Genomic DNA, 24,027 nt, shown 5'->3' on the forward strand with positions numbered 1-24,027 from the left:
CCCCCGCGAACCTCCTCGGCGGTTCCTCGGTGGTCCCGTGTGGTGACGACGGTCGCCGCCGCGGGTGGCTCCGGCCCGGTCACGCGAGGGCCGCCTCGATCTCGGGGCGCGTGGGCATCGAGGTGCTCGCGCCGGGACGCTGGACCGACAGCGCGGCGGCCGTGGCGGCGAATCGCAGGGCCTGCTCCTGCGGCCGGCCCTCGGCGCGGGCCACGGCGAGCGCGCCGACGAAGGTGTCGCCGGCCGCAGTGGTGTCGACGGCCCGCACCGGCACCGCCGGCACCCGCAGCGGGCGGCCCGTCCGTGCGCCGTACAGCGCCCCCTCCGCACCGAGGGTGATCACCGCCTCGGGGACGAGGTCGAGCAGCGCCTTCAGCGCCTCCTCGGGGTCGGCCAGGCCGGTGATCGCCGCGGCCTCGTGCTCGTTGGGAACGATGAGGTCGACGGCGTCGAGCAGTTCGCGGGGCAGGTCCTGGACCGGGGCGGGGGTGAGGACGACCGGGACCCTGGCCCGGCGCGCGGCGGCCACCACGGCCTCCATGGGCAGCTCCAGTTGCAGCAGCAGCGCGTCGGAGCGGTCGATGACGGCGAGGTCCTCGTCGGACGGGGCGGTGATCGTGCCGTTCGCGCCGGGGATGACGATGATGGAGTTGCCGCCGTCGTCGTCCACGACGATGTGCGCGATGCCCGACGACCCGGGCACCACCCGCAGGCGGCTCACGTCGACGCCGGCCCCGGCGAGCGTGTCGCGCATGACGGGGCCGAACGCGTCGTCTCCGACCGCGCCGACGAAGCAGGCGGCCGCTCCGGCGCGCGCCGCCGCGACGGCCTGGTTCGCGCCCTTGCCTCCCGGGATCGTGCGGAAGGCGTGCCCGGTGACGGTCTCGCCGCGCCCGGGCACGACCGCGGTGTAGGCCACCAGGTCCATGTTCGCGCTGCCGAATACCGAGATCATGGTCTGTCCTCTCCCCTGCCCCACACCTCAGTGAGGCTCCGCCCGTCCGGCACCTCACTGCGGGTTCGCGCGTCCGGCGCCGCTGTACCGATCGCCCTGTCCGGCACTTCAGTGCGGCTCCGGCCGTCCGGCACCGCTATGAGGGTCCGCCCGTCCGGCGCCGCTGTGGTGGTCACGATGCCACGGCGAGCGTGCGGCGGGTGAGTTCGTCGAGGCCGATGCCGTCGAAGCCGCGCACGCTGCTCGCCAGCCGGTCGCCGAGCGCCCACCCGGACGGGATGCGCGAGGCGCCCAGCAGGCCGCCGGCGATGGAGCCCACCGTGGCGCCGGCCGAGTCGGTGTCCCATCCGGCGGCGACCGCGCCCGCGACCGAGGCGGTGAAGTCGCCGCGGCCGTGCGTCAGCGCGGCGGCCACCAGGGCGGCGTTGTTGACGGTGTGCACCCAGTGCAGCCCGCCGTGCCGCTCGTACAGGCGGTCGACGACCCGCTCGAAGTCGGGTTCGGCGCGCGCGTCGGCGACGGCGTCCCGGACGGCCCGGGCGAGCCGGGAACCGGCGGGGACGACCGACAGTCCGGCGGCCACGACCTCCTCCACCGCCGCGGCCGGGTCGCCGGAGGGCACGACCAGGGACCAGGCGCACATGGCGGCGACCATCATCGCGCCGTAGAGGCCGTTGGCGGTGTGGCTGAGGCGCGCGTCCCGCCAGGCGAACTCCGCCGCCGTGCGCACGTCGCCGGGGTTGGCCCAGCCGTACACGTCGGCCCTGATCAGCGCGCCGATCCACTCCCTGAACGGGTTGCGCCACGTGGCCGTGCGCGGCGGTTCCAGTCCGTCGAGCAGGTTGCGGTAGGCCACGCGCTCGGCGGTGAAGACGCGGCCGGCGGGCAGCTCCTGCAGCCACAGGGCGGCGACGTCGGCCGTGGTGAACCCGCGGCCGTGCCGCTCCAGCAGGGACAGGGCCAGCAGGGGGAAGTTCAGGTCGTCGTCCTCGGGGACGCCGTCGAGGGTCTCGGCGAGGGAGGTGGCGGCGCTGCGCCGGTTCCACGGCCAGCGGGCCGCCACCTCGGCCGGCAGCCCCTCGGCGGTGAACCAGCCGCGGATCGGCCAGTTGCCGGTCGCCTCGGCGATCTCCCTGATGCCCTGGCGGGGGATCTTCTCCACCGGCTTGCCCAGCACGCACCCCGCCGCGCGTCCGCGCCACGCTCCCAGCAGCCGCTCGCCCAGCTCATCGGGGTGGGCCCCCGGACGCTCCGGAGCGCCGGACCCCGCCCGGGCAAGGGTGGCCGCGCTGTCCGGAGCACCGGACCCCGCCCAGGCGGAAGCGGCCGCGCGGATACCGGCGAGGCCGGACGGCTCGGGCAGCGGGGAAGGGATGGCCGCCAGCTCGTCGAGCAGCTCGGCGGCCAGCGCTCGCAGCTCGGGGGTGGGCGGCTCGGGCGAGGCCCCGGCGCGGGGCGGCGCGTCGTGCCCTCCGGCGGCGTGCCACCGGTCGGCGATCGGGGCGGCCTGCGCGCCCCGGCCGTCCTCGCCGGCCTGCCGCAGCTCGTGTCCCACCAGATCCTCCGGCTGCACCCAGGTCAGCCTGATCGCCCGGTCGCCGCTCATGACGGGAGTCCGGGGGTGTTGTCCCAGGTCAGGGCGGTGAAGGCGGCCTCGTGGGCGCGGCGGGCGGCGAGGTCGCCGGCGTGGACGCGGCGGGCGACCTCGGCGATGGCCAGGCCAGGGGCGACCAGGTCCATGCGGCTGGCCTCGGACACCGGGTCGAGCCATTCGGCGGGCACCGCCTTGGCTCCGCCGAGGGCGCCGGCGATCGCGCCGCCCATGCTGGCGATGGAGTCGGCGTCGCGCCCGTAGTTGACGCCGCCGAGCACGGTGTCGCGATAGTCGCCCTTGGCGATGACCAGGAAGGCGAGCGCCAGCGGCAGTTCCTCGATGCTGTGCAGCCGGCTCGGCCGCCGCGCCCCGAGGCCCTGGTCGCGGTAGGTGTCGGCGACGGTGTCGTAGGGCTTGACGGCCTCGCGGAGCGCGTCGAACGACCCCTCCCAGTGGTCCAGGCCGCGGGCCCGCTCGCACACGGCGTCGATGGCGGCGCGGGTGCCGTCGCGGGCCAGCCGCAGGCAGGTGGCCACGACCGAGTCGGCGCTCGCGCCGGGACGCATCGCCTCGGCGACGGCGGCGGCCAGCACCCCGGCCGCCTCCCGGCCGTAGCTGGACTGGTGGGCGCCCGCCAGGTCGACGGCCTCGGCGTACGCGCCGTCGGGGTTGGCGGCGTTGACGATGCCGGCCGGCGCCATGTACATCGCGGCGCCGCAGTTGACGATGTTGCCCACCCCGGCCTCGCGCGGGTCGATGTGCCCGTAGTGCAGGCGCAGGACCAGCCACTTCTCGGCGAGGAAGACCCGTTGCAGGGGCAGTGCCTCGGCCTCCAGCTCGGGGATCCAGCGCTTCTCGCCCATCATCTCCGGCACCAGGTGGTCGGCGGCGGCGTAGGCGTCCAGGTGACCGCCGACCTTCTCGTACACGCGGATGAGGGCGTGCGTCATGAGGGTGTCGTCGGTGATGTGGCCGTCGCCCTTGTGATAGGGCGCGATGGGGCGTGCGTTGCGCCAGTCCTCGAAGTACGGCGGGACGATGCCCGTCACGTACCCGTCGTACCGTTCCTGGATCTGGCCGGGCGTCCAGCCTTCGGTGGCGCCGCCGATGGCGTCGCCGACCGCCGCGCCCGTCACGCATCCGACGGCCTTGTCGGTCAGCAGGTCCTCCAGCGGCGTCATGCCAGTCCTCCAGCGATGTCGATGAGATCGGCTCCGGCCAGCTCGGGGAGGCCGCAGCCGGTGAGTGTGCGCGCCGCGGCGCACCAGCCCTCGGGGAGCGCCCGGAGCCCGGTGCGGGCGCCGGTGAGCGCGCCGGTGAGGGCCGGGGCGGAGTCGGCGAGCGATGACAGGCAGGCGGCGGCGGGGACGGCCGCGGTGAGCGAGCCGCCGGACACCTCCGCGAGCGCGAGCGCCGCGGGAACCGTCTGCGCGGCGGCGACCCCGTAGCTGTAGACGTGGTCGACCAGCGCGGCGTCCAGGGCCGGGACGGCCGCGAACGGGTCGCCCGCCCGGCGGGCCGCCGCGAGGGCCGCCCTGGCGGCGTGGCCGATGGCGGTGTCCCCGGGCAGCTCGGCCAGCGCCGCCTCCACGGCCGCGCCCATCGTCCCGCCCGCGACGAGCACCGCGACCGCGGCGGCCATCGCGAGCGCGCCGAGGACCCCGTCCCCTGCGTTGGTGACCGAGGCGTCGGCCCGCACGAGGTCCGGCAGGGCGGCGGAGCGGGGAGCGGCGGCGGCGAAGGCCACGGCGCGCACGGCGGCGGCGTCGTCGAAGTGGTGCGGGTTGTCGTGGCCGCTGACCGGGGGCGGCTTGCCCGCGGCCAGGTTGGCGAGGGCCGAGCGCACCGAGATGCGCACCCGCAGGTCCGAGCGTCCCGCGAGGGCGGTGAAGGCCTCGGCGCGGTCCTGGTGGAGGGTCAGCGCGGTCCAGGCGAGCCATTCGGCGTCGTCGGACGGGCCGAGGGCGAGCGGCTCGACGGGCTGGTTCAGCGTGAACGGCACGGGGAGCGTGGTGAGGCGGTGCTCCTCGGCGAAGGCGTCCAGCTCGCGTTCCAGCCGCCTGGTCCACGGCGCGAGCAGCGCGGAGCGGTGGCGCGCGGACGGCCACCCGGCGGCGTCGCCGATGGCCAGCCCGACGAAGGCGCCCGCGACCCGGTCCGCGGCCGGGTCGGGCGCGTCCTTGGTCCTGTCCCCCGATTGCATGTCTCTCCTCTATCCCGATCTATCCCGCCGAAGCGGTCATCGCGGGGCCTCGTCGTCGGGTGCGTGGGCGTTCCGGGATGCCGCGTACAGCGCGGTGGCGACGTCCAGGACGTGGCGGCCGGCGACGACGGGGAGGCAGCGGCCGGTGGCGGGGCCGATCTCCCTGGCCCAGCGCGCGGGGACGGCGGCCTCGCCGCGCCCCGCCCCCGCGAGGGCGCCGGCGATGGCCGCGGTGGTGTCGGCGTCCCGGCCCAGGTTGGCGGCCGACACGACCGACTCCTCCACCTCGCCGGCGCCCATGAGGTAGCCGGCGAAGGCGAGCGCGACGGCCTCGGGCGCGAGGTCCGTCCACGGGTAGTGGCGCACGACGACGGCCGCGTACAGCCGCTCCACCGACCCGGCGGCGACGGCGTCCACCGCCGCGCGCAAGTTCCGGGAGGTCCAGGAGTCCGCGGGGACGGCGGCGAGCCCCGCCTGGACGACCTCGGCGGGCGCGGCGCCGGTCATCGCGACGGCGACCGCGGCGGCGACCGCCTGGCCGCCGTACACGCCCTCGACGCCGTTGCTCACCACTCCGTCCACCGCCACCAGCCGCGCCGCCTCCCCCGGGTCGCCGGCCGCGAAGATGCCGTAGGGCGCGGCGCGCATGGCCAGGCCGTCGGACCAGCCGTGCTGGTGCCACTCGCCCGACATCGGCGGCGCCAGGCCGCGGCGCAGAGCCTGGACGGCGCCGAGCTCGGAGAACCCGGCGCCGCGCATGGGCCCGTCGATGGACGGGATGATCTGCTCGCGGTACTCCCTGGCCACGTCCGCCGGGGTCATGGCCGCGCCGTACCGGCACAGCAGCGACGCGGCGAAGATGGTGTACTCGGTGTCGTCGGTGCCGCCCTTGCCCGGTTCGATCTCGGTGAGGCGGCCGTGACGCCGGGCGATCTCCTCGGGCGGGAGGTTCTCGGCGGGCCGCCCGAGGGCGTCGCCGGCCGCCAGGCCGAGCAGGCACCCCCGGGCGCGGGTCAGGCTCATCTGCTGTACCGCTCCAGCACCTTGTTGCCCTCGTCGGTGAGGGTCTTCGCCGCCTGGTCGAGGGTGATCTTGTCGGCGAAGTACTGCTGCAGGGTGGGGGTGGCCACCTTGCTCTTCCACTCGTCGAAGCCGTTGACCTTCAGGTACGGCGCGACGACGAGGTTCCTGGCCGAGGCGGTGGCGACGTCCCAGCCGTTCTCCTTGGTCGTCATGGACGGGTCGCTCGCCGCCTTGACGCTGGTGGGCAGCAGCCAGTCGCCCTTGGCGAGCCTCGCCTGGTTGGCGCTGTCGAGGAAGAAGGAGATGAACTTCGTCGCCTGCTCGGGGTACTCGCTGTCGGCGGCGACCGACAGCGTCTGGGAGGTGGCGCCCTGCTCGGAGGTGGTGCCCTTGAGCGGCGGGATGGTGATCCAGTCGAAGTCCTCCGGCGCCTGCTCGGCGACCTGCTGGCGCAGGTAGACGCCTGCGGGCAGCAGGGCGTACTTGCCGGCGTAGAAGCCGGGCAGCGGGTCGGCGGTGCCCATGCCGAGCGCGGAGGGGTCGGCCGACTTGTCCTTGTAGAGCTGGTCGTGGATGCGCTGCATGACCTCGCGCTCGCCGGGGCCCACCTTGACGGTGGCCTTGGCGCCGTCCACCTGGAAGAAGGTGCCGCCGAAGTTGAGCGCCAGGTTGAGCACCTTGTTGACCGGGGACTTCAGCGGCCAGGCGACGCCGTAGTTCCCGCCCTTGGTGAGCTTCTTGCTGATCTCGGCGAACTCGTCCCAGGTCCAGGGGGCGTCCGGGGTGGGGATGCGCACCTTGGCGGCGTCGAGCAGCTTCTTGTTGCCGATCAGCACCTGCGACTCCTGCAGGAACGGCACCCCGTACACGCCCTGGCCGCCCTTGCCGTCGCCGAAGGTGACGGTGTCCCACGCGGGCTGGGGGATGTCGTTCTTGAGGTCGGGGGGCAGCTTGGCCGACAGGTCGAGCAGGTAGCCGCGCGAGGCGAACCCGGCGAGCGCCGGGGAGTCGTCGTGGATGACGTCCGGAGGGTCGCCGCCCTCGAAGGAGGTGACGAGCTGGTCGTTGACGTTGTCCCAGCTTCCCTGGACGTACTCGACCCTGGTGGCGGGGTTGGCCTTGTTCCACTCGTCGACGATCTGCTTGTTGGCGGCGATGGACTCCTTCTGCCAGGCGAGGCTGAGGAACTTCAGGGTCACCGTCCCGCCGTCGCCGCCGGTGGTGGTGCCGGCGCCGGACGAACAGCCGGCCGTCAGCGCGGCGATCGCGGCCGCCGCCGCCGCGAGTGCGGTTCTGGTGCGCAAGAGACTCTCCTATCAGGGGGGTGGCATGGCCGCGGGCTCCGCCTCACGCGGGTCTGGCTCGGATGGGGGGATGGCCGGTCATCCCTTGACGGCGCCGGCCATGAGGCCGGATCTCAGCCGCCGCTGGATGATCGCGAAGAAGGCCAGGCTCGGGATCGTGGCGAGCAGCGAGGCCGCCGCGAGCGGGCCGAGGCGCACGACGCCTTCCGCGCCGGTGAACTTCACCAGGGTCAGGGGCAGCGTGGCCACGCCGGGGTCCTTGAGGACGACCAGCGCGAACAGGAACTCGTTCCAGGAGGAGATGAACGCGAACAGCGCCGTCGCCACCACGCCGGGGGCCAGCAGCGGCGCGACGACCCGGACGATGGCGCGCACCCGCCCGGCGCCGTCGACGGCCGCGGCCTCCTCCAGCTCGCGGGGCACCGCGCGCACGTAGCCCTGGAGCATCCACAGCGCGAACGGCAGGACGAAGGTGACGTGGACGATGGTGAGGCCGGGCAGCGTGTTGACCAGGTCCAGGGTCCGCAGCACCATGAACAGCGGGATGATGATCAGAATGAACGGGAAGACCTGGCTGACCAGCACCCACCCGACGGCGAGCCGGTTGAGCAGCGAGCGGTGGCGGGCCATCGCGTACGCGGCGGGCAGCGCGAGCACGATCGTCAGCAGCGAGGTGGCGACGGCGACGCCGAGGCTGCGCAGGGCGCTGCCGACGATGTCCTGCTCGGCGAAGGCGTCGGCGAAGTTGCTCAGCACGGGGTGGCGCGGGATCCACGCCGGGGTGAGGCTCGCCATCTCGCGCGAGGTCTTCAGCGCCGTGGACAGCAACCAGACCAGCGGGAACGCCAGGAAGACCATGTAGGCCAGCAGGGCGAGGTACTGCAGGGGCCTGCGCATCTCTTACTCCGCCTCCCGCAGTCGCCGGCCGATGTACAGGCTCAGCAGGGCCAGCACGACGATGACGAAGGCGACGCCGAGCGTGGCGGCGTAGCCGAAGAAGCCGTAGCGGAACGCCTCCTCGTAGGCGAACAGCATCGGCAGCCGCGTCCGCCCGCCGGGGCCGCCCTGGGTGAGCACGTACACCAGGCCGAACTGGTTGATGTTCCAGACGAAGTCCAGCGAGGTGATGGTGACGATGATCGGGCGCAGCTGGGGCAGGGTGATGCTCCAGAAGCGGCGGAAGGTGGAGGCGCCGTCCATGTGGCCGGCCTCGTGCAGTTCGCCGGGGACGTTCTGCAGGCCTGCCAGCAGGACGACGGTGGTCTGCGGCATGCCGGTCCACACGCCGACGACGATCACCGCGGGCAGCGCGATGGAGAAGTCGTTGAGCCAGTCGATGTTGTGGTCCAGCAGGCCGGCCTGCTGCAGGACGCTGTTGAGTATGCCCGCGTTCGGGTGGTAGACCAGGCGCCACATCAGGCCGATGACGACCGGCGGCATGGCCCAGGGCACCAGGGCGAGCACCCGGGCGAACGCCCGGAACCGCAGGTTCTCGTTGAGCAGCAGCGCCAGCCCGAGAGAGGCGGCGAACTGCAGCACGGTCACCGAGACGGCCCAGACCAGCCCGATGCGGAACGACTCCCAGAAGTCGCCATCGGCGAACAGGTCGCCGAAGTTGGCGAGGCCCACGAACGAGGTCACCGAGTTGCGCCCGGAGCGGGCGTCGGTGAAGGCGAGGAAGATGCCGTAGAGCAACGGGCCGACGCTGAACACCAGCACCGGGACCAGGGCGGGCAGCATGAGGGCGAGCGTCTCGCGCCCGCGCCGGGCCTCGCCGCCGCCGGCGCGCCGGCCCGCCGCGGGCCGCCGGGTCGTCCGCGTGGTCAGGGTCACGGCGCCTCCCGCCCCGAGTCGCCGACGCCCTCTTCGACGGCGGAGGCGTCGCGGCCCGGGACATCGCGAGCCGGGGTGTCTACGGCCGAGGCGTCGACGGCGGGGGGCTCGCCGGGGGCGTCGTCGCCCGCGGTGGAGGCGCGGACGACCAGGCGGGGCTCGACGGTGACGACGCGGGGCTCGCGGTCCCTGCTGGCCAGCCGGTCCAGCAGCAGCTCGGCGGCGGCGCGGCCGCGTTCGGGCGAGCCGAGCGACACGCTGGTCAGCGGGGGCCAGGCGAGCGTGGCCAGGTCGGTGTCGTCCATGCCGGCCACGGCGACGTCCTGCGGCACCCGGCGTCCCTCGCGGCGCAGGACGTCCAGTGCGCCGAGCGCGATCAGGTCGTTGGCGCACAGCAGCGCGTCCACGTCCGGCGCGCGTTCGAGCAGCCGGGCGGTGGCGCGGGCGCCGTCGGCGCGGTAGAAGTCGCCGACCTCGGCCAGCGCGGGGTCGTGCGGCAGGCCGAGGGCGCGCACCGCCTCGGCGTAGGCCGCGGCGCGGGCGGCGCCGGGCACGGTGTCCAGCGGGCCGTTGACGAAGCCGATGCGCCGGCGGCCGAGCCCGTGCAGGTGCTCGACGGCCAGCCGCACGCCCTCGCGGGAATCGGTGCGCACGTTGTCGACCGGGGTGCCCTCGGGGACCGAGCCGATGACGACGACGGGCGCGCGGGCCGCGGCGAACATCTTCAGGTGCTCGCCGGTCACCCGCAGCGGGATCATGATGAGCCCGTCGATGTACCGCTCGCCGAGCCCGCGCAGCACGTCGATCTCGTCATCGGTGTCGGCGTTGGTGGAGTGCAGGACCAGGCGGTAGCCGGCCGCCCTCAGCACGGGCTGGATCTCGCGGATCATCGCCAGGTACACCGGGTTGCCTATGTCGGCCATGGCGAACCCGAGCTGGTTGCTGCGGCGGGACTTCAGCGACCTGGCCACCGAGTTCGGCACGTAGCCGAGCTCGCGGGCGGCGCTCATCACCCGCCGTTCGGTCTCGGCCTTGGTGGGCAGGCCGTTGAGGACGCGCGACACCGAGGCGATGGAGACGCCGGCGCGCTGGGCGATCGTCGTGATGGTCGGCCCGTCACTCACGTGTCACCTCGGTCCATGGGGAAAGTAAACGTTTACAGCTCTCCGGAAAGACCACTGAAAACGTTTACGGGGGTAGGTTCATGTAACTCGCGCGTCACATCCGCCGTCAAGTCACGATCGGATAAACCACGACAGACCCGACACCGGCCGCCGGTTCTCCCCGGTCAGTGGGTGTGGTCGCCGGCCGGGACGTCCGGGTGCGCGCGAAGCCACTCGATGCGCCCGCGGCTCTCGTCGTCCATGGGCGTGTACACGACGACGCGGGTCTCCGGGGGCGTGGCCAGGGTCAGGCTGGTGGAGGCCATGCGGACCAGGCCGACGCCGGACCGCTGGAAGATCTTCATGCGCGTGCCCGGCTTGGCCACGTCGTGGCTGGCCCACATCCGGGCGAAGGTGGGGCTGGCCGCCGAGAGCCTGCGGACGAAGCCGACCCACGACGGCTCGCCGAGGTGGCGCCCGAAGGCCGCGCGCAGCATGCCCACCATGAGGCCGCGCTCGTCCTGGAGGTTGCGCACCGGGTTGCAGCAGTCGGGACAGGTGAAGCACTGCCAGATGGCGTTGCGCTCGGGCAGGTCGCCGCGGACCAGCATCGGGAACAGCAGCGCGTAAGTGGAGTTCCAGGCGAGCACGTCGTAGCGGCTGTTGTAGACCACGGCCGCGAGCGGGTCGAGGTTCTCCAGGATGGTGTGCACCTCGGGCTCCAGCCGGCCGCAGCCCTCGTTCTGCGGCACCTCTGGCACATCGGCGAGCCGGTAGAGGTGCTCACGCTCGGCCGTGTCGAATCTCAGCGTGCGGGCGATGGCGTCCAGCACCTGGACGCTGGCGTTGATCGGCCGCCCCTGCTCCAGCCAGGTGTACCAGGTGACGCCGACCCCGGCGAGCTGGGCCACCTCCTCGCGCCGCAGCCCCGGCGTGCGGCGGCGCAGGCCCGGCGGCAGGCCCACGTCGGCCGGGGCGATGCGCTCACGCCGGCTGCGCAGGAACGCCGCGAGCTCCCCCCGCCTGGAAACCGTCCTCGTCACGGGTCCATGATGGCGCGGAGGGCGGCGTCTTGCCAGGTAGTGCCGCTACCAGGATCGGCAGGCTCTCGTTACCGGTACCGGAACGGCCCGACGATTCCTGGCATGACCTCCGTAGCAACGCTCGCCCCCGCCGTCCCGCGGTCCAGGCGCGGCCCGGGATGGACGCTCGCCGTGGTCCTGGCGGGACAGTTCATGGCGATCCTCGACGTGTCGATCGTCAACGTCGCCGCCCCGACGATCCGCGCCGCCCTCGGCGCCTCGGGCTCCGGCCTGCAACTGATCATCTCCGGCTACACCATCGCCTACGCCATGCTGCTCATCACCGGGGCCCGGCTGGGCGGCCTGTCGGGCCCGCGCCGGATGTTCCTGCTCGGCCTGGCCCTGTTCACCGCCGCGTCCCTGGCCTGCGGACTGGCCGGCTCCGAGGGCGCGCTGATCGGGTTCCGCCTGGCGCAGGGCGCGGGCGCCGCCTTCATGGTGCCCCAGGTGCTCAGCATCATCCAGCTCAACTTCGCGGGCGCCGCGCGGGCCAGGGCGCTCAGCGCCTACTCGGCGGTGCTGGCGGGCGGCATCGTCGCCGGGCAGGTGCTCGGCGGCCTGCTGGTGACCGCCGACCTGTTCGGCACCCAGTGGCGCCCGGTCTTCCTGGTCAACGTGCCGATCGGCCTCGCGCTGCTCGCCGCCGGCGCGCGGATGCTGCCCTCCGACCACGTGCCGCGCGACCAGGGGCTCGACCTGCCCGGACTGCTCTCCCTGTCGGCGGCGGTGTCGCTGCTGGTGATCCCCCTGGTCCTCGGGCACGAGCAGCACTGGCCGCTGTGGGGCTGGTGCTCGATGGCGGCCGGCGTGGCGCTGCTCGGCGTCTTCGCCGTCGCGGAGCGGCGCGCCCGGCATCCCCTGGTGCCCGGCCGGCTCCTGCGCGCCCCCGGCCTGCTCCCCGGCGTGCTCGGCGTCTTCTTCGCGATGGTGACCTGGGGCGGGTTCCTGTTCACCGTGGCGCTGCACCTGCAGGGCGGGATCGGCGACGGGCCGCTGCGCGCGGGCCTGACCTTCGTGCCCGGCGCGGCGGGGTTCGCGGTCGTGAGCCTCACCTGGCGGCGTCTGCCCGCCCGGCTGCACCGCGGCCTGATCCTCGCCGGGTTCGCGCTCGCGGCCCTCGGCTACGCGGGACTGTCCCCGGTGTTCGGCGGCGGCGGCCGGGGCGAGCCGCTGCTGGAGATCCTGCTCGCCGTGACCGGCGCCGGTCTCGGGCTGGCCTACAGCCCGCTGTTCACCGTCGCCCTGGCCGGCGTGGAGCCGCGGGACGCGCCGGACGCGAGCGGGCTGATGTCCACGACACTCCAGCTCGGCCAGGTGATGGGCGTGGCGACCTTCGGCTCGGTGTACTTGAGCCTCTCCCCTTCCTCGCACGCGATCGGGGTGACCGGGTTCGGCCTGGCCGCCTGCGCGCTGGTGGGCGCGGCGTGCGTGCTGCCCCTGCTGCGCCGCTCCCGCGTTTCCTAGAGGGCGCGGCGCCAGACGTCGATGGCCAGGACGGGGCGCATGCCGACCGACAGGTACAGGTCGAGCGCCGGGGTGGTGTTGCCCGCGTCCACGTGCAGGTACGTCCCGGCCCTCCCGCGGCGCGCGTCGGCGGCGAAGGCCCGCTTGAGCAGCAGCCGGCCGAGCCCCCGCCCGCGGAACTCCGGCAGCACCGACAGGATGCGGACGTACCCGCAGTTCTCGTCGGTGGCGAACATGTCCGACCCGAGCAGCATCGCCGCCGGCACGCCGTCCACCTCGGCGAGCAGGAGCTGGGACCAGTCGTGGGTGCTGGAGGCCTCGAAGTCGGCCTTCCAGCGGGCGTACTCCTTGGGGACGAACCCGAAATGCTCCGCGAAACCCTCCTGGTGGACGCGGTGGGCGGCGCGCATCCGCTCCTCCGCCCCTGCCGCCGGGTGGACGGTGACGCCGGGGAGGGAGCCCGGGTCCACCTCGGCGTGGTCGGCGCGCAGCCGGTGGAAGCTCGTCGCCGGCGCGAACCCGCGCGCGGCGGCCTCGGCCCGCTTGGCCTCGTCCTGCCGGTAGACCGCGATCTCGGCCTCCGCCCGGCCTTCCTCGGCGGTGACGCGCCGGGCGCGGTCGAGCGCGGTGTCCCACAGCCAGGCCCGGACCTCCTCCTCGCGGGAGCAGACCTCGATCTCGACGACCTCCTCCCCCTGGCGCAGGGCGTACGCCCAGCCGGCCGGGCCACCGTCCTCGCGCCGGAGGACCAGCCAGGCGTCGTGTTCCAGGTCGAGCGCCGGGTCGGCCAGCACGTCGGCCACGTCGTCGGGCGTCATGTCGGGATGCCCCAGCACCGCGGTGTCGCAGGCCGACACCACCTCGTAGACGGCGGGGGCGTCGTGCGGCGCCGGCCGGCGGATCTCGTACGCGCGCGTGAAGGCGCCGTCCCCGGACCCTGGTACCCCTGGGCGGACGCCGTCCGCGTTCTCGTGCTCGTTCACATCCCCCTTTCTAGCGGTACCGGCTCGACTCCGACCAAGTGCGGGTTTGGAGAGGCATGATGACCTGAGAGCGGATTCGATCACGGAGGCGGGCATGGAACTGCGAGAGTTCTTCGAGCACCTTTCCGGGGCGCAGCGGGTGTACGGGCAGCCGTACGAGAAGGACGGCGCCACCGTCATCCCGGCGGTCTCGGTACGCGCCGGCGGCGGTTTCGGGCAGGGCGACGTGGGGAGCCAGGTGCGCGGCGGCATGGGCGGTGGCGGCGGCGCGATCGCCCGCCCGGTCGGCGCGTACGTCGTCAGAGACGGCGAGGTGTCGTGGCAGCCGGCCGTGGACGTCAACCGCATCGTGCTCGGCGCGCAGATCCTCGCCGGGCTGGCCCTGATCGTCTTCGTGTTGCGGGCCGGTCTGCGCCGCTCTTGACGTGCGGGTCTAAGGTGACGGGCATGGTGCGCACCCGCCTGTACCGCAATGGCGTTCTGGAGGCCGAGGGGTTCCCCTACGCCGATGTCTCCGAGCACCTCAAGGACCCCTCGGCGACCGTGTGGTTCGACCTGCTGTCGCCCACACCGGAGAAGCTCGCGGTCATCAGCGAGGAGCTCGGGCTGCACGAGCTCGCCGTCGAGGACGTCCTGCACCCCCACCAGCGGCCCAAGCTGGACGTCTACGACACCCACCTGTTCCTCACGCTGTACGCCGTCCGGCTGGGAGAGGACGCGACGGCCCTGCACCTCACCGAGCTGTCTGTCTTCGTGACCAAGAACGCGCTGGTCACCGTGCGCTCGGACGACTCGTGCGACATCGACGCGATCACCGCGCGCTGGGACGCCAGCCCGGGCAAGGCGGGGCATGGGGTGTCCTTCCTGCTGCACACCCTGCTGGACTACGTGGTGGACGGCCACTTCGACGTCGCCCAGGCGCTCGACGACCGGGTGGAGGCGCTGGAGGACGAGCTGTTCACCGAGCGCCCGGGCAACCACCGGGGCATGCAGCGGCGCATGTTCGACATCCGCCGCACCACCGTGCGGTTCCGGCGGGTCGTGCTGCCGATGCGCGAGGTGCTCACCAGCCTGATGCGCCGCGACCTGGGCGTGGTGGAGTCCGAGATGGCCCCCTACTACCAGGACGTCTACGACCACGTGCTGCGGGTGTCCGAATGGACCGAGTCGCTGCGCGACCTGGTGGGCAACGTCTACGAGACCCATCTGAACCTGCAGGGCTACCGCATGAACGACATCATGAAGCGGGTGACGAGCTGGGCGGCGATCATCGCCGTGCCCACGCTGATCACCGGCTTCTACGGGCAGAACATCCCCTTCCCGGGGTTCTCCCACGCCGAGGGCTTCTGGACCTCCAGCCTGCTGATCGTGGTGGCGTCGGCGATCCTGTACGTCGTGTTCCGCAAGAAGGACTGGATCTAGTGCGCCGTCCGGCGACGTTCACCGGCACCGGCTCGGGCGCCGTACGCCGGCGCCGGCATCGCCGTACCCCGGCCCGCCGACCCGGCGCCGATCACTCCCGGCACATGGCCGGAGCGGAGAGCCGCACCCGGTGAAGGTATGTGGTCACCGCACCGACGACCGTCGCGGGGCCGGTCAGGGGCGGGCGGCGGCCTCCTCGACCCAGTCGCCCGACAGCACCACGTCGCGCAGCAGCGACCCCGCACCGAGGATGGCGGCGTTCGGACCGGCGCGGGTGACGTCGATCCGCAGGTCGCGCGTGGCCAGGGGCAGGCACCGCTCGTAGACCGCTCCCCGCACGGCGGCGATGAGCTGCTCGGCCGCCGACAGGCTGCCCCCGATCACGACGGCGTCGGGGTTGAAGAAGTTGACCAGCGCGGTGAGGACGTCGCCGATGAGGCGCCCGGCGCCGCGCACGAGGTTGGTGGCCTGGGGGACGCCGTCGGCGGCCAGACGGGCGATGCGGGCCGGATGGTCCACCTCGATGCCCTGGCCGGCCAGGGCGGCCATCAGCGCGGCGCCGCTGGCGTAGGCCTCCAGGCAGTCGGAGTGCCCGCAGGAGCACATCACCGAGCGGTCGGCGCGCACGCTGACGTGGCTGATGTCGCCGGCGGCCCCGCGCCCGCGATGCAGCCTGCCGTCCGCGATGATGCCGCAGCCGATGCCGGTGCCCACCTTGAGCACCATCAGGTTCGCGCATCCCGGCCAGGCCAGGTGCTCGCCCGCGGCCATCAGGTTGGCGTCGTTCTCCACCAGGACGGGGACGTCGAACCGCTCGGCCAGATGGGCGCCGACGGGGAACTCGTTCCAGCCGGGCATGCGGGACGGGGAGATCACCGTGCCGTCCACCGGATCGACCGGGCCGGGAAGCCCGACGCCGACGCCCCGCACCGGCAGACCGCCGCCGGAGGCGGCGACGAGCTCCTCCACCCGGGCGGCGAGCCAGTCGAGGGTGGGGGCCGCCCCGGCCCCTATGTCGCAGGCGTGCTCGACGACGGCGAGCGGGGTGCCGGCGAGGTCGACCAGGCCGAGCCGGGCGTGGTGGCTGCCGAGGTCGGCGACGGCGAGCAGCCCTGCCTTGGGGGCGAGCTTGAGGCGCCGGGGCCGCCGGCCGCCGGTGGACAGCCCGGCGCCCTCCTCCTGGAGCAGGCCGGCGTCGATGAGCTCCTCCACCCGCAGCGACACGCTGGAGGGGGCGAGGCCGGAATGCCGGGCCAGCTCGGCGCGGGACTCGGCCTGACCTAGCGCGACGAGACGGAGCAGATCTCCTTTGCCTGACACAACGAGATGAATACCACGATGTTACTTAATGCGGCAATCGATTGACTTCGGCCGACATCGACCTCTATCGTCCGATCAAAATTCGATTCCGAATGAAGTCGGATGGTAAGTGATGATCCAGCTGCGCGGAAACGCCTCAGCACTGTCCCGCACGCGCCGCGCGGCGCTCACCGTCATGGCCGTGGCGTCGCTGGCCGGGGCGGCGGCCTGCTCCGGCGGCGACGGCTCGCCCGCCGTCCCGCCCGCTCCCGGGGGCGACGCCGGCGCCCAGGCGGGCGACCCCTATCCCTCGGCACCGGTCGCGACGGCCGCCGACATCCCGGCCGGCTCCACGATGGACACGATCAAGAAGCGCGGCGAGCTGCTGGTCGGCGGCTCGCTGGACGCGCCGCTGCTCTCCCAGCAGAACCCGGCGACCGGCCAGGTCGAGGGCTTCGACGCCGACCTGGGCAAGATGCTGGCCAAGTACATCATCGGCAAGCCCAGCGTCAAGATCGTCAACTCGGCGTCGGAGACCCGCGAGGCGCTGCTGTCCAACGGCACCGTGGACGTGGTCTTCCAGACCTACACGATCACTCCCGAGCGCGCCCGGCAGGTCGCCTTCGCCGGGCCGTACTACACCTCCGGCCTGGCCGTCGCGGTGAAGAAGGGCACGACGGGCATCGCCAAGCCCGAGGACCTCGACGGCAAGACCGTCATCGCCGGCGCCAACACCCCGGCCATCCCCGCCATCAAGAAGGTCGCCCCGAATGCCAAGATCGTGACCTTCGGCAGCGACCCCGAGTGCATCCAGGCCCTCAAGCAGGACCGCGGCGTCGCCTACGTCCAGGACCAGTCGCTGCTGGTCGCCGACGGCAAGAGCGACCCCGAGGTGCAGGTGGTCGGCGAGCCGTTCACCACCGACCCCTACGGCATCGGGCTCAAGCACGGCGACGACCAGATGAAGAAGTTCGTCAACGACTGGCTGAAGAAGATCCAGGACGCCGGGCTGTGGCAGGAGGCGTGGAAGAAGTCCATCGGCACGGTCGTGCAGGGCGAGCCGCCGGCGCCGCCGGCCATCGGCTCGGTCCCCGGCTCCTAGGCGCCGCCGCCGATGGACGCCCTGACCGGCAACCTCCCGGCGCTGTGGGACGGCCTGCTCGTGACCCTGCAGCTCACGCTGCTCGCGTTCGCGGGCGCGTCCGTGGCCGGGACCCTCGTCGCCGCCGCGCGCGTCAGCCCGGTACCGGTGCTGCGCGCGGCGGGGACGGTCTACGTGGAGACGCTGCAGAACATCCCGCTGCTGGTGCTGCTGATCCTGGCGGTCTTCGGGCTGCCGGAGATCGGCGTGCAGGCGGGGCTGTTCACGACGGCCGTGGTGGTGATCGCGCTGTACCAGGCCGCGTACGTCGCCGAGGCGCTGCGTTCGGGGATCAACGCCGTGCCCTCCGGGCAGGGCGAGGCCGCGCGGGCGCTGGGGCTGGGGTTCACCGGGTCGCTGCGCCACGTGGTGCTCCCCCAGGCGCTCGGCACGGTCGTCCAGCCGCTCGGCAACATCTTCATCATGCTCACGATGAACACCTCGCTGGCGGCGGCGGTCGGCGTGGTGGAGCTGACCGCCGCCGCCAACCGGGTCAACCTCGTCGAGGCCCGGCCGATCCCGATCTTCGTGGGAGCCGGAGTGGCCTACATGCTGCTGTCGTCGCTGGCCGGCTTCACCACCGGCGTGCTCGAACGCAGACTGGCGGTGCACCGATGAGCGGCCTCACCTCGACGTCGCGCGAAGCGTCGCCCGTCCGCCGCCGAGCGGACGCGCTCCCGGCCCGCCGAGCGGACGCGCTCCCGGCCCGGCGGGCGGTGCGCCGATGAGCGGCCGCCTGCTGTTCGACGAGCCCGGGCCGCGCGCCCGGCGACGCACCCGCGCCGCCACCTACCTCACGGCGCTCGCGCTGCTGGCCCTGCTCGCGCTGGCCGTGCGCCAGTTCGCCGCCAACGGCCAGCTCGACGCCGCCCGCTGGCAGCCCTACGCCACCTGGCCGATGTGGCGCTACCTGCTCGGCGGCCTGTGGTCCACCGTCCTGGCGGCCGCGGTCTGCGCCGTCCTGGCCATGGCCGGCGGGCTGGTGCTCGCGCTCGGGCGGCTGTCGCCGCGGCGCCCGGTGCGCTGGGCCGCGGGGGGCTACGTCGAGGTCGTCCGGACGATCCCGGCGCTGCTGCTGGTCTACGTGGTGCTGTTCGCGCTCCCCCGGTACGGGCTGGACCTGCCGCTGTTCTGGAAGCTCGCGGTGCCGCTGTCGGTGTCCAACGCGGCGGCCTTCGCCGAGATCTTCCGGGCGGGCATCCTGTCGGTGGAGCGCGGCCAGAGCGAGGCGGGCTTCGCGGTCGGGCTGACGCGCGGGCAGACCATGCGCCTCATCGTGCTGCCCCAGGCGGCCCGGCGCGTGCTGCCGTCCATCGTCAGCCAGTCGGTGGGCCTACTCAAGGACACCTCGCTGGGCTTCGTCGTCAGCTACGCCGAACTGCTCTACAGCGGCAAGATCCTGGCCAACTTCAACCACCTGCTCATCCAGACCTACATCGTCGTGGCCCTGGTGTACCTGGTGGTGAACGCCTCGCTGTCCAAGCTGGCCCGTACGCTGGAGGCCCGCCAGGCCGGCGCCGCCCGGCGCGCCGCCGCGGCCGCCTCCGGCGCCCCGGAGGCCGCCCTCCACGCCTGACCGGCGCCCCCCGCCCCCCTTTTCCCCTTCGAGAAAGGCACCACATGTACGCGCGTCTGGCGGAGGTCGTCAGGTCCGGCTTCACCGAGAGCGTCCACTTCGGCAGCGTCGCCGCCCTCGCGCCCGACGGCGCCCTGGCGCTCGCGCGCGGCGCCGTGGACGAGCCGATGCTCCCCCGGTCCTCGGCCAAGCCCTTCCAGGCCCTGGCATGCCTGGAGTCCGGCGCGGCCCTCGCGGGCCCGCGCCTGGCGATCGCCGCCGGGAGCCACACCGGCGAGGACTTCCACGCCGAACTGGTCCGCGCGATGCTCGCCGAGGCCGGACTCGGCCCCTCCGCGCTGGGCTGCCCCGCCGACTGGCCCGAGGACGAGGCCACCCGGCACGCCATGGTCAGGGCCGGTGAGGACCGCGCCAGGGTGCGGATGAACTGTTCGGGCAAACACGCGGCGATGCTCATGGCCTGCGCCGCCGCGGGCTGGGACGCCGCCTCCTACCTCACCGCCGCCCACCCCCTCCAGCGGCGGGCGCGCTCGGCCGTCGAGCGGCTGTCGGGCGAGAAGAGCCCGCACACGGCCGTGGACGGCTGCGGCGCCCCGCTGTTCGCGCTCTCCCTGGCCGGCCTGGCCCGCGCCGTGCGGGCGCTCGCCGTCGCCCCGCAGGGCACACCCGAGCGCGCCGTGGCCGACGCCATGCGCGCCCACCCCGAGTACGTCGGGGGCACCGGGCACGTCAACACCGAGCTGATGCGCGCCCTGCCGGGGACCGTGGTGAAGGGCGGCGCGGAGGGAGTGCTGGTGGCCGCCACCTCGGAGGGGCACGCGGTGGCCGTCAAGGTGATCGACGGCGGGCCGCGCGCGACCTCGGCGATCGCCCTGGCCGCCCTGGCGGAGATCGGCGCCGCGACCGCCGGCGCCGAGTCCCTCACCACCGCTCCCGTCCTCGGCGGCGGCCGCCCCGTCGGGGAGGTCCACGCCACCCTCTGATCAGCGGAAGGCCGGGGCCGTCGCGGGGGCCGGCTCGGGCCGGGAGGGGGCGGGGGCCGGCTCGGGTGAGGAGGGGGCGGGGCGGCCGTGGCGGAGGGTGGTGTACCGGTCGGCGACGCGGCGGGCGGCGGTCACCGGGTCGCCGGCCGGGCCCCGGTCGGTCCAGGCCACCAGGTCCACGCAGACCGACACGAGCGCGAGGCCCCTGCCCTCGTGGACCTCGGCGGTGATGCCGTGCCGCTCCAGCGTCCGGCACAGCCGGTGGGCGGCTCGCGCCGCCGGATGCCGCCGTAATCGCTCGCCGCCACGTCCAGGACCGGCACTGTCGGGCTCACCAGGAAGACTCATGGAACGAAGCTAGAAATATCGCACCAAATCCGGCAACGATGTTTCGCCGAGTTGCTCCGGGCCGCCGAGCCAGGCCACTCGCAGCGTGATGGCCAGGGCCGGAGGCCGGCTCCGCCGTACCCGGGCACCGTCGCCTCGACGCGGCGAGAGGGGCGGGCGCGCCGGCCGGTGGCGACGGAGGGCCGGGCGTCAGCCGGTGCGGGGAGTGAGGAACTCCAGGCGGTTGCGGTGGCAGTCGGCGGCGTAGAAGCGGCGGTACCCGGGAAAGGCGTCGTCCCAGGTGATGGCGACGCCGTGGGCGGTGAGCCGTTCGGCCAGCGCGTCCAGGTCGGCCACCAGGATGCCGGGATGCGCCTTGAGCGCCGGCCGGAAGTCCTGCTCGACCCCCAGGTGGATCTCCAGCGCGTCCGCGCGCACCCACAGCCCGCCCCGGCCGGCCAGCTCCGGCGGCTTCTTCACCTCCGTCATGCCGAGCACGCCCACGTAGAACCCCCGGCACACCTCCTCCTCCCCCGGCGGCGACGCGAGCTGCACATGGTGCAACCCGAGCCCGAAGGCGGTGGCCGCGGCGGCTGCGCTCTCCGCGGACGACACCGGCCCGGACGACACCGGCCCGGACGGGACCGGCTCCGGCCGTAGCGGCTCGGAGGGGCTCACCGCTCGCGGACCTTCGGTCGTCATGACACCTCGCTCGGCTTCCCCGGCATGTTGACCATGCCATGGTAGCGATCAGTCTCATGCCCGCCCCGGCGTCAGCGGTACCACGGAGCGATGCCGCGAAGGTCGGCGATGGTGGCCGACCTTCCGGGCGTTCGTGGTGAGATGTCCAAGAGGAGGGATCGATTATGGAATATGTCAGGCTTGGCACGACCGGGCTGAAGGTTTCGCGCATCTGCCTCGGGATGATGAGCTACGGGGATCCGGCGCGCTGGCAGGACTGGGTGCTGGACGAGGAGCACAGCGAGCCGCTGGTGCGCAGGGCCGCCGAGGCCGGCGTGACGTTCTTCGACACCGCCGACACCTACTCGCAGGGCGCCAGCGAGGAGGTCACCGGCAAACTGCTGCGCACGATCTTCCCGCGCCGCGAGGACTACGTGCTGGCCACCAAGGTCTTCTTCCCCATGGGGCAGGGGCCCAACGACGGCGGGCTGTCGCGCAAGCACATCCTGGACGGCATCGACGCCTCGCTGCGGCGGCTCGGCACCGACCACGTGGACCTGTACCAGATCCACCGGTGGGACGACTTCACCCCCATCGAGGAGACCATGGAGGCGCTGCACGACGTCGTGCGGTCGGGCAAGGCGCGCTACATCGGCGCCTCCACCATGTACGCCTGGCAGTTCGCCAAGGCCCAGCACGTGGCCGAGGTCAACGGCTGGACGAAGTTCGTGACCATGCAGAACCACTACAACCTCCTCTACCGGGAGGAGGAGCGGGAGATGATCCCGCTCTGCCTGGACCAGGGGGTCGGGCTGATCCCGTGGAGCCCGCTGGCGCGCGGGCTGCTGGCGCGGGCGGACGTGCCGCAGGAGGGGACGACGCGCTCGGGCGTCGACTGGCGCATCGGGCACCTGTACGGCGGGCCGGGCGACGCCGAGGTCCTCACCCGGGTGGCCGAGACGGCGGGCAAGCGCGGCGTCCCCGCGGCACGGGTGGCGCTGGCCTGGCTGCTCTCCCAGCCCGGTGTGACCGCCCCGATCGTCGGCGCGACCAAGGAGCACCACCTGGACGACGCCGTCGCGGCGGTCGAGCTGAAGCTCACCGAAGAGGAACTGGCCCACCTCGCCGAGCCCTACATCACCCGCTCGGTGATCCACTGACGTCGCATGGGTGACGCTCCCGCCGGACGTCCCCCGAGCCCGCCTCCCCTGGGGAGGCGGGCTCGGCCGTGGAAGGCCCAAGGCGCGCCGGCGGGTCCCGGGGGCGGAATTGTCGGGGGGCCTTCGTAAGCTGGCCCCCATGGGGCGGGCCAACGACGCCGCTGCGGCGGCGCTTGAGGAGTATGCCGATCTTTTCGCGATGACCGGCGGCGACGCCTTCCGGGTGCGCAGCTACCAGAAGGCCGCCAAGGCCATCGCCGGCCATCCCGGGGACATCTCGCGGGTGAACGTCCGCGAGGTGCCCGGCGTCGGCGAGGCGATCGCGAAGAAGGTCGAGGAGTTCCTGCAGCGGGGCAGCTTCCGCCAGCTCGACGCCCTGCGCGCCGAGGTGCCCGAGGGGGTGCGCCTGCTCACGCGCATCGCCTCCCTCGGGCCCAAGAAGGCCGTGTTCCTCTTCCGCGAGCTCGGCATCGACTCGCCCGAGGCGCTGGCGGAGGCGATCGAGCAGGGCCGGCTCGCGGGCCTTCGCGGGTTCGGCGCCAAGACCGAGGAGAACCTCCTCAAGGGCATCGAGCAGCTCAGGCGGGCCGGCGAGCGGGTGCACGCCGGGGTGGCGATGGAGCTGGCCGAGCGGGTCATCGCCTCGCTCCCGGCCGCCGAGCAGATCGCCTTCGCCGGGTCGCTGCGCCGCATGAAAGAGACGGTCGGCGACATCGACGTCCTCGCGGTGGGCCCCGAGTCGCTGATGGCCGACTTCAAGGCGCAGCCGTACGTGGCGGAGGTCATCGCGAGCGGGGCGCTGAAGACCTCGGTGCGCACGACGCAGGGCCTCCAGGTGGACCTCCGCCTGGTGCCCGCCGAGTCGTGGGGCGCGGCGATGCAGTACTTCACCGGTTCCAAGGAGCACAACGTGCGGCTGCGCGAGATGTGCGTCAAGCGCGGCTGGAAGCTGTCGGAGTACGGCCTGTTCGAGGGCGAGACGGTGATCGCCGCCAAGTCCGAGGAGGACATCTACGCGGCGCTCGGCATGCAGTGGGTGCCGCCCCCGCTGCGCGAGGACGGCGGGGAGGTCGAGGCGGCCCTGCGCGGCGCGCTGCCCGAGCTGGTCACGCTTTCGGACCTCAAGGGCGACCTGCACACCCACACCGACCTGACCGACGGCATCGCGACACTGGAAGAGATGGTCGCGGCGGCGGCGCGGCGCGGGTACGCCTACTACGCGGTGACCGACCACGCGCCGAACCTGTTCATGCAGCGGATGACCTTGGAGAAGATGCTGGAGCAGCGCGAGCGGCTGCGCCGGCTCCAGGACGAGCATCCGGGCATGCGGTTGCTGCACGGCACCGAGCTGAACATCGCGCCCGACGGCACGGTCGACTGGCCGGCCGAGGTGCTTTCGGGCTTCGACATCTGCGTCGCCTCGGTGCACTCGCACTTCACCCAGTCGCGCGAAGAGATGACCCGCAGGTTCGTCGCCGCCTGCGAGAACCCGCACGTGCACGTCATCGGCCATCCGACCACCCGCAAGATCGGCAAGCGCCCGCCGGTGGACGCCGACTGGGAGGCCGTCTTCGCGGCGGCGGCCCGCACGGGGACGGCGCTGGAGATCGACGCCTATCCCGACCGGGCCGATCTGCCCTCCGACCTGGTGCGGCTGGCCCGCCACCACGGGGTCCGGTTCAGCATCGACAGCGACTCCCACGCCGTGCCGCACATGGACAATCTGCGCTTCGGCGTCGGCATCGCCCAGCGGGCGGGGCTGACCGGCGACGACGTGATCAACACCTGGCCGCTGGACCGGCTGCTGGAGTTCCTCGGGCGCTGAGCGCCCGCTCCGCGCCCGAGGGCCTCCCGCCGGAGGCGCGCGCGGAGTAGACTGGACCTATAACATGGT

The 24,027-nt window shown here is 73.4% G+C and carries 23 protein-coding genes; 9 read left to right on the plus strand and 14 right to left on the minus strand.

Annotated features, from left to right (window positions below; genetic code table 11):
• Positions 1-79 precede the first annotated feature (79 nt).
• The 10 genes from ACWEN6_RS17675 to ACWEN6_RS17720 form a co-directional block, all read right to left on the minus strand.
• Entirely contained in the window at positions 80-955 is an 876-nt protein-coding gene (locus ACWEN6_RS17675; RefSeq protein ID WP_452571146.1) for a ribokinase, read from the minus strand.
• 172 nt (positions 956-1,127) lie between these two features.
• Positions 1,128-2,561 (minus strand): ADP-ribosylglycohydrolase family protein, encoded by a 1,434-nt coding sequence (locus tag ACWEN6_RS17680; protein WP_452571147.1) that lies wholly within the window; start codon positions 2,559-2,561, stop codon positions 1,128-1,130.
• A complete protein-coding gene (locus ACWEN6_RS17685) occupies positions 2,558-3,730 on the minus strand; it encodes an ADP-ribosylglycohydrolase family protein (RefSeq protein WP_354839631.1) in 1,173 nt (390 codons plus the stop codon). Before ACWEN6_RS17685 ends, ACWEN6_RS17680 begins: the two co-directional genes overlap by 4 nt.
• Positions 3,727-4,752 (minus strand): ADP-ribosylglycohydrolase family protein, encoded by a 1,026-nt coding sequence (locus ACWEN6_RS17690; RefSeq protein ID WP_452571148.1) that lies wholly within the window; start codon positions 4,750-4,752, stop codon positions 3,727-3,729. The genes ACWEN6_RS17685 and ACWEN6_RS17690 overlap by 4 nt, the downstream gene beginning before the upstream one ends.
• A 36-nt stretch (positions 4,753-4,788) precedes the next feature.
• On the minus strand, positions 4,789-5,775 hold the full coding sequence (locus ACWEN6_RS17695) for an ADP-ribosylglycohydrolase family protein (RefSeq protein ID WP_452571149.1): 987 nt from the start codon (positions 5,773-5,775) through the stop codon (positions 4,789-4,791).
• Entirely contained in the window at positions 5,772-7,079 is a 1,308-nt protein-coding gene (locus ACWEN6_RS17700; protein ID WP_452571150.1) for an ABC transporter substrate-binding protein, read from the minus strand. The genes ACWEN6_RS17695 and ACWEN6_RS17700 overlap by 4 nt, the downstream gene beginning before the upstream one ends.
• 78 nt (positions 7,080-7,157) lie before the next feature.
• Complete coding sequence (locus tag ACWEN6_RS17705) at positions 7,158-7,976, minus strand: carbohydrate ABC transporter permease (protein ID WP_452571151.1); 819 nt, start codon at positions 7,974-7,976, stop codon at positions 7,158-7,160.
• A 3-nt stretch (positions 7,977-7,979) separates the two neighbouring features.
• A complete protein-coding gene (locus tag ACWEN6_RS17710; RefSeq protein ID WP_452571152.1) occupies positions 7,980-8,912 on the minus strand; it encodes a carbohydrate ABC transporter permease in 933 nt (310 codons plus the stop codon).
• Positions 8,909-10,036, minus strand: coding sequence for a LacI family DNA-binding transcriptional regulator (locus ACWEN6_RS17715; RefSeq protein WP_452571153.1), 1,128 nt, complete (start codon positions 10,034-10,036; stop codon positions 8,909-8,911). Before ACWEN6_RS17715 ends, ACWEN6_RS17710 begins: the two co-directional genes overlap by 4 nt.
• A 164-nt stretch (positions 10,037-10,200) precedes the next feature.
• Positions 10,201-11,058, minus strand: coding sequence for a helix-turn-helix transcriptional regulator (locus ACWEN6_RS17720; protein ID WP_452571154.1), 858 nt, complete (start codon positions 11,056-11,058; stop codon positions 10,201-10,203).
• Between the two features lie 102 nt (positions 11,059-11,160).
• On the opposite strand from ACWEN6_RS17720, the gene ACWEN6_RS17725 reads away from it, so the two are divergent.
• Positions 11,161-12,561, plus strand: a complete 1,401-nt coding sequence (locus ACWEN6_RS17725) for an MFS transporter (protein ID WP_452571155.1) — start codon at positions 11,161-11,163, stop codon at positions 12,559-12,561.
• Here ACWEN6_RS17725 and ACWEN6_RS17730 read toward each other — a convergent pair.
• Positions 12,558-13,544, minus strand: coding sequence for a GNAT family N-acetyltransferase (locus ACWEN6_RS17730; RefSeq protein WP_452571156.1), 987 nt, complete (start codon positions 13,542-13,544; stop codon positions 12,558-12,560). The two genes, ACWEN6_RS17725 and ACWEN6_RS17730, sit on opposite strands and share 4 nt — an antisense overlap.
• 94 nt (positions 13,545-13,638) lie before the next feature.
• Between ACWEN6_RS17730 and ACWEN6_RS17735 the strand changes: the two genes are divergently transcribed.
• Together ACWEN6_RS17735 and ACWEN6_RS17740 are read left to right on the plus strand one after the other, a co-directional pair.
• The gene (locus ACWEN6_RS17735) at positions 13,639-13,968 is read left to right on the plus strand and encodes a spore germination protein GerW family protein (protein WP_452571157.1); all 330 of its coding nucleotides are present in this window, start codon (positions 13,639-13,641) and stop codon (positions 13,966-13,968) included.
• 23 nt (positions 13,969-13,991) lie between these two features.
• Positions 13,992-14,966 (plus strand): magnesium transporter CorA family protein, encoded by a 975-nt coding sequence (locus ACWEN6_RS17740; protein WP_452571158.1) that lies wholly within the window; start codon positions 13,992-13,994, stop codon positions 14,964-14,966.
• Positions 14,967-15,140: 174 nt separating this feature from the next.
• On the opposite strand, the gene ACWEN6_RS17745 is transcribed toward ACWEN6_RS17740, so the two are convergent.
• The gene (locus ACWEN6_RS17745; protein WP_452571159.1) at positions 15,141-16,286 is read right to left on the minus strand and encodes an ROK family protein; all 1,146 of its coding nucleotides are present in this window, start codon (positions 16,284-16,286) and stop codon (positions 15,141-15,143) included.
• 112 nt (positions 16,287-16,398) lie between these two features.
• Here ACWEN6_RS17745 and ACWEN6_RS17750 point away from each other — a divergent pair, with 112 nt between their 5' ends.
• From ACWEN6_RS17750 to ACWEN6_RS17765, 4 genes are all read left to right on the plus strand, one after another.
• The gene (locus ACWEN6_RS17750) at positions 16,399-17,367 is read left to right on the plus strand and encodes a glutamate ABC transporter substrate-binding protein (RefSeq protein WP_452571160.1); all 969 of its coding nucleotides are present in this window, start codon (positions 16,399-16,401) and stop codon (positions 17,365-17,367) included.
• Positions 17,368-17,379: 12 nt separating this feature from the next.
• On the plus strand, positions 17,380-18,024 hold the full coding sequence (locus ACWEN6_RS17755; protein WP_452571161.1) for an amino acid ABC transporter permease: 645 nt from the start codon (positions 17,380-17,382) through the stop codon (positions 18,022-18,024).
• A gap of 106 nt (positions 18,025-18,130) precedes the next feature.
• The gene (locus ACWEN6_RS17760) at positions 18,131-18,982 is read left to right on the plus strand and encodes an amino acid ABC transporter permease (RefSeq protein ID WP_452571162.1); all 852 of its coding nucleotides are present in this window, start codon (positions 18,131-18,133) and stop codon (positions 18,980-18,982) included.
• Positions 18,983-19,026: 44 nt separating this feature from the next.
• Positions 19,027-19,965: an asparaginase gene (locus ACWEN6_RS17765; protein WP_452571163.1), complete on the plus strand. Its 939-nt coding sequence runs from the start codon at positions 19,027-19,029 to the stop codon at positions 19,963-19,965.
• On the opposite strand, the gene ACWEN6_RS17770 is transcribed toward ACWEN6_RS17765, so the two are convergent.
• Positions 19,966-20,313, minus strand: a complete 348-nt coding sequence (locus ACWEN6_RS17770) for a hypothetical protein (RefSeq protein WP_452571164.1) — start codon at positions 20,311-20,313, stop codon at positions 19,966-19,968.
• A gap of 189 nt (positions 20,314-20,502) precedes the next feature.
• Positions 20,503-20,994, minus strand: a complete 492-nt coding sequence (locus tag ACWEN6_RS17775; RefSeq protein ID WP_452571165.1) for a glyoxalase — start codon at positions 20,992-20,994, stop codon at positions 20,503-20,505.
• A gap of 164 nt (positions 20,995-21,158) precedes the next feature.
• Between ACWEN6_RS17775 and ACWEN6_RS17780 the strand changes: the two genes are divergently transcribed.
• Positions 21,159-22,133: an aldo/keto reductase gene (locus ACWEN6_RS17780; protein WP_452571166.1), complete on the plus strand. Its 975-nt coding sequence runs from the start codon at positions 21,159-21,161 to the stop codon at positions 22,131-22,133.
• A 139-nt stretch (positions 22,134-22,272) separates the two neighbouring features.
• Entirely contained in the window at positions 22,273-23,958 is a 1,686-nt protein-coding gene (polX, locus tag ACWEN6_RS17785) for a DNA polymerase/3'-5' exonuclease PolX (protein ID WP_452571167.1), read from the plus strand.
• Positions 23,959-24,027 lie beyond the last annotated feature (69 nt).

It is taken from the genome of Sphaerisporangium sp. NPDC004334 (genome assembly GCF_053602655.1).

Excerpts from the sequence above, each read along its gene's own strand:
- ACWEN6_RS17695 (WP_452571149.1), bottom strand. The coding sequence starts at position 5,775 with ATGAGCCTGACCCGCGCCCGGGGGTGCCTGCTCGGCCTGGCGGCCGGC.
- ACWEN6_RS17725 (WP_452571155.1), top strand. The coding sequence starts at position 11,161 with ATGACCTCCGTAGCAACGCTCGCCCCCGCCGTCCCGCGGTCCAGGCGC.
- ACWEN6_RS17780 (WP_452571166.1), top strand. The coding sequence starts at position 21,159 with ATGGAATATGTCAGGCTTGGCACGACCGGGCTGAAGGTTTCGCGCATC.
- ACWEN6_RS17755 (WP_452571161.1), top strand. The coding sequence starts at position 17,380 with ATGGACGCCCTGACCGGCAACCTCCCGGCGCTGTGGGACGGCCTGCTC.
- polX (WP_452571167.1), top strand. The coding sequence starts at position 22,273 with ATGGGGCGGGCCAACGACGCCGCTGCGGCGGCGCTTGAGGAGTATGCC.
- ACWEN6_RS17705 (WP_452571151.1), bottom strand. The coding sequence starts at position 7,976 with ATGCGCAGGCCCCTGCAGTACCTCGCCCTGCTGGCCTACATGGTCTTC.
- ACWEN6_RS17760 (WP_452571162.1), top strand. The coding sequence starts at position 18,131 with ATGAGCGGCCGCCTGCTGTTCGACGAGCCCGGGCCGCGCGCCCGGCGA.
- ACWEN6_RS17735 (WP_452571157.1), top strand. The coding sequence starts at position 13,639 with ATGGAACTGCGAGAGTTCTTCGAGCACCTTTCCGGGGCGCAGCGGGTG.
- ACWEN6_RS17675 (WP_452571146.1), bottom strand. The coding sequence starts at position 955 with ATGATCTCGGTATTCGGCAGCGCGAACATGGACCTGGTGGCCTACACC.
- ACWEN6_RS17770 (WP_452571164.1), bottom strand. The coding sequence starts at position 20,313 with ATGAGTCTTCCTGGTGAGCCCGACAGTGCCGGTCCTGGACGTGGCGGC.
- ACWEN6_RS17685 (WP_354839631.1), bottom strand. The coding sequence starts at position 3,730 with ATGACGCCGCTGGAGGACCTGCTGACCGACAAGGCCGTCGGATGCGTG.
- ACWEN6_RS17740 (WP_452571158.1), top strand. The coding sequence starts at position 13,992 with ATGGTGCGCACCCGCCTGTACCGCAATGGCGTTCTGGAGGCCGAGGGG.
- ACWEN6_RS17765 (WP_452571163.1), top strand. The coding sequence starts at position 19,027 with ATGTACGCGCGTCTGGCGGAGGTCGTCAGGTCCGGCTTCACCGAGAGC.
- ACWEN6_RS17750 (WP_452571160.1), top strand. The coding sequence starts at position 16,399 with ATGATCCAGCTGCGCGGAAACGCCTCAGCACTGTCCCGCACGCGCCGC.
- ACWEN6_RS17680 (WP_452571147.1), bottom strand. The coding sequence starts at position 2,561 with ATGAGCGGCGACCGGGCGATCAGGCTGACCTGGGTGCAGCCGGAGGAT.
- ACWEN6_RS17690 (WP_452571148.1), bottom strand. The coding sequence starts at position 4,752 with ATGCAATCGGGGGACAGGACCAAGGACGCGCCCGACCCGGCCGCGGAC.
- ACWEN6_RS17775 (WP_452571165.1), bottom strand. The coding sequence starts at position 20,994 with ATGACGACCGAAGGTCCGCGAGCGGTGAGCCCCTCCGAGCCGCTACGG.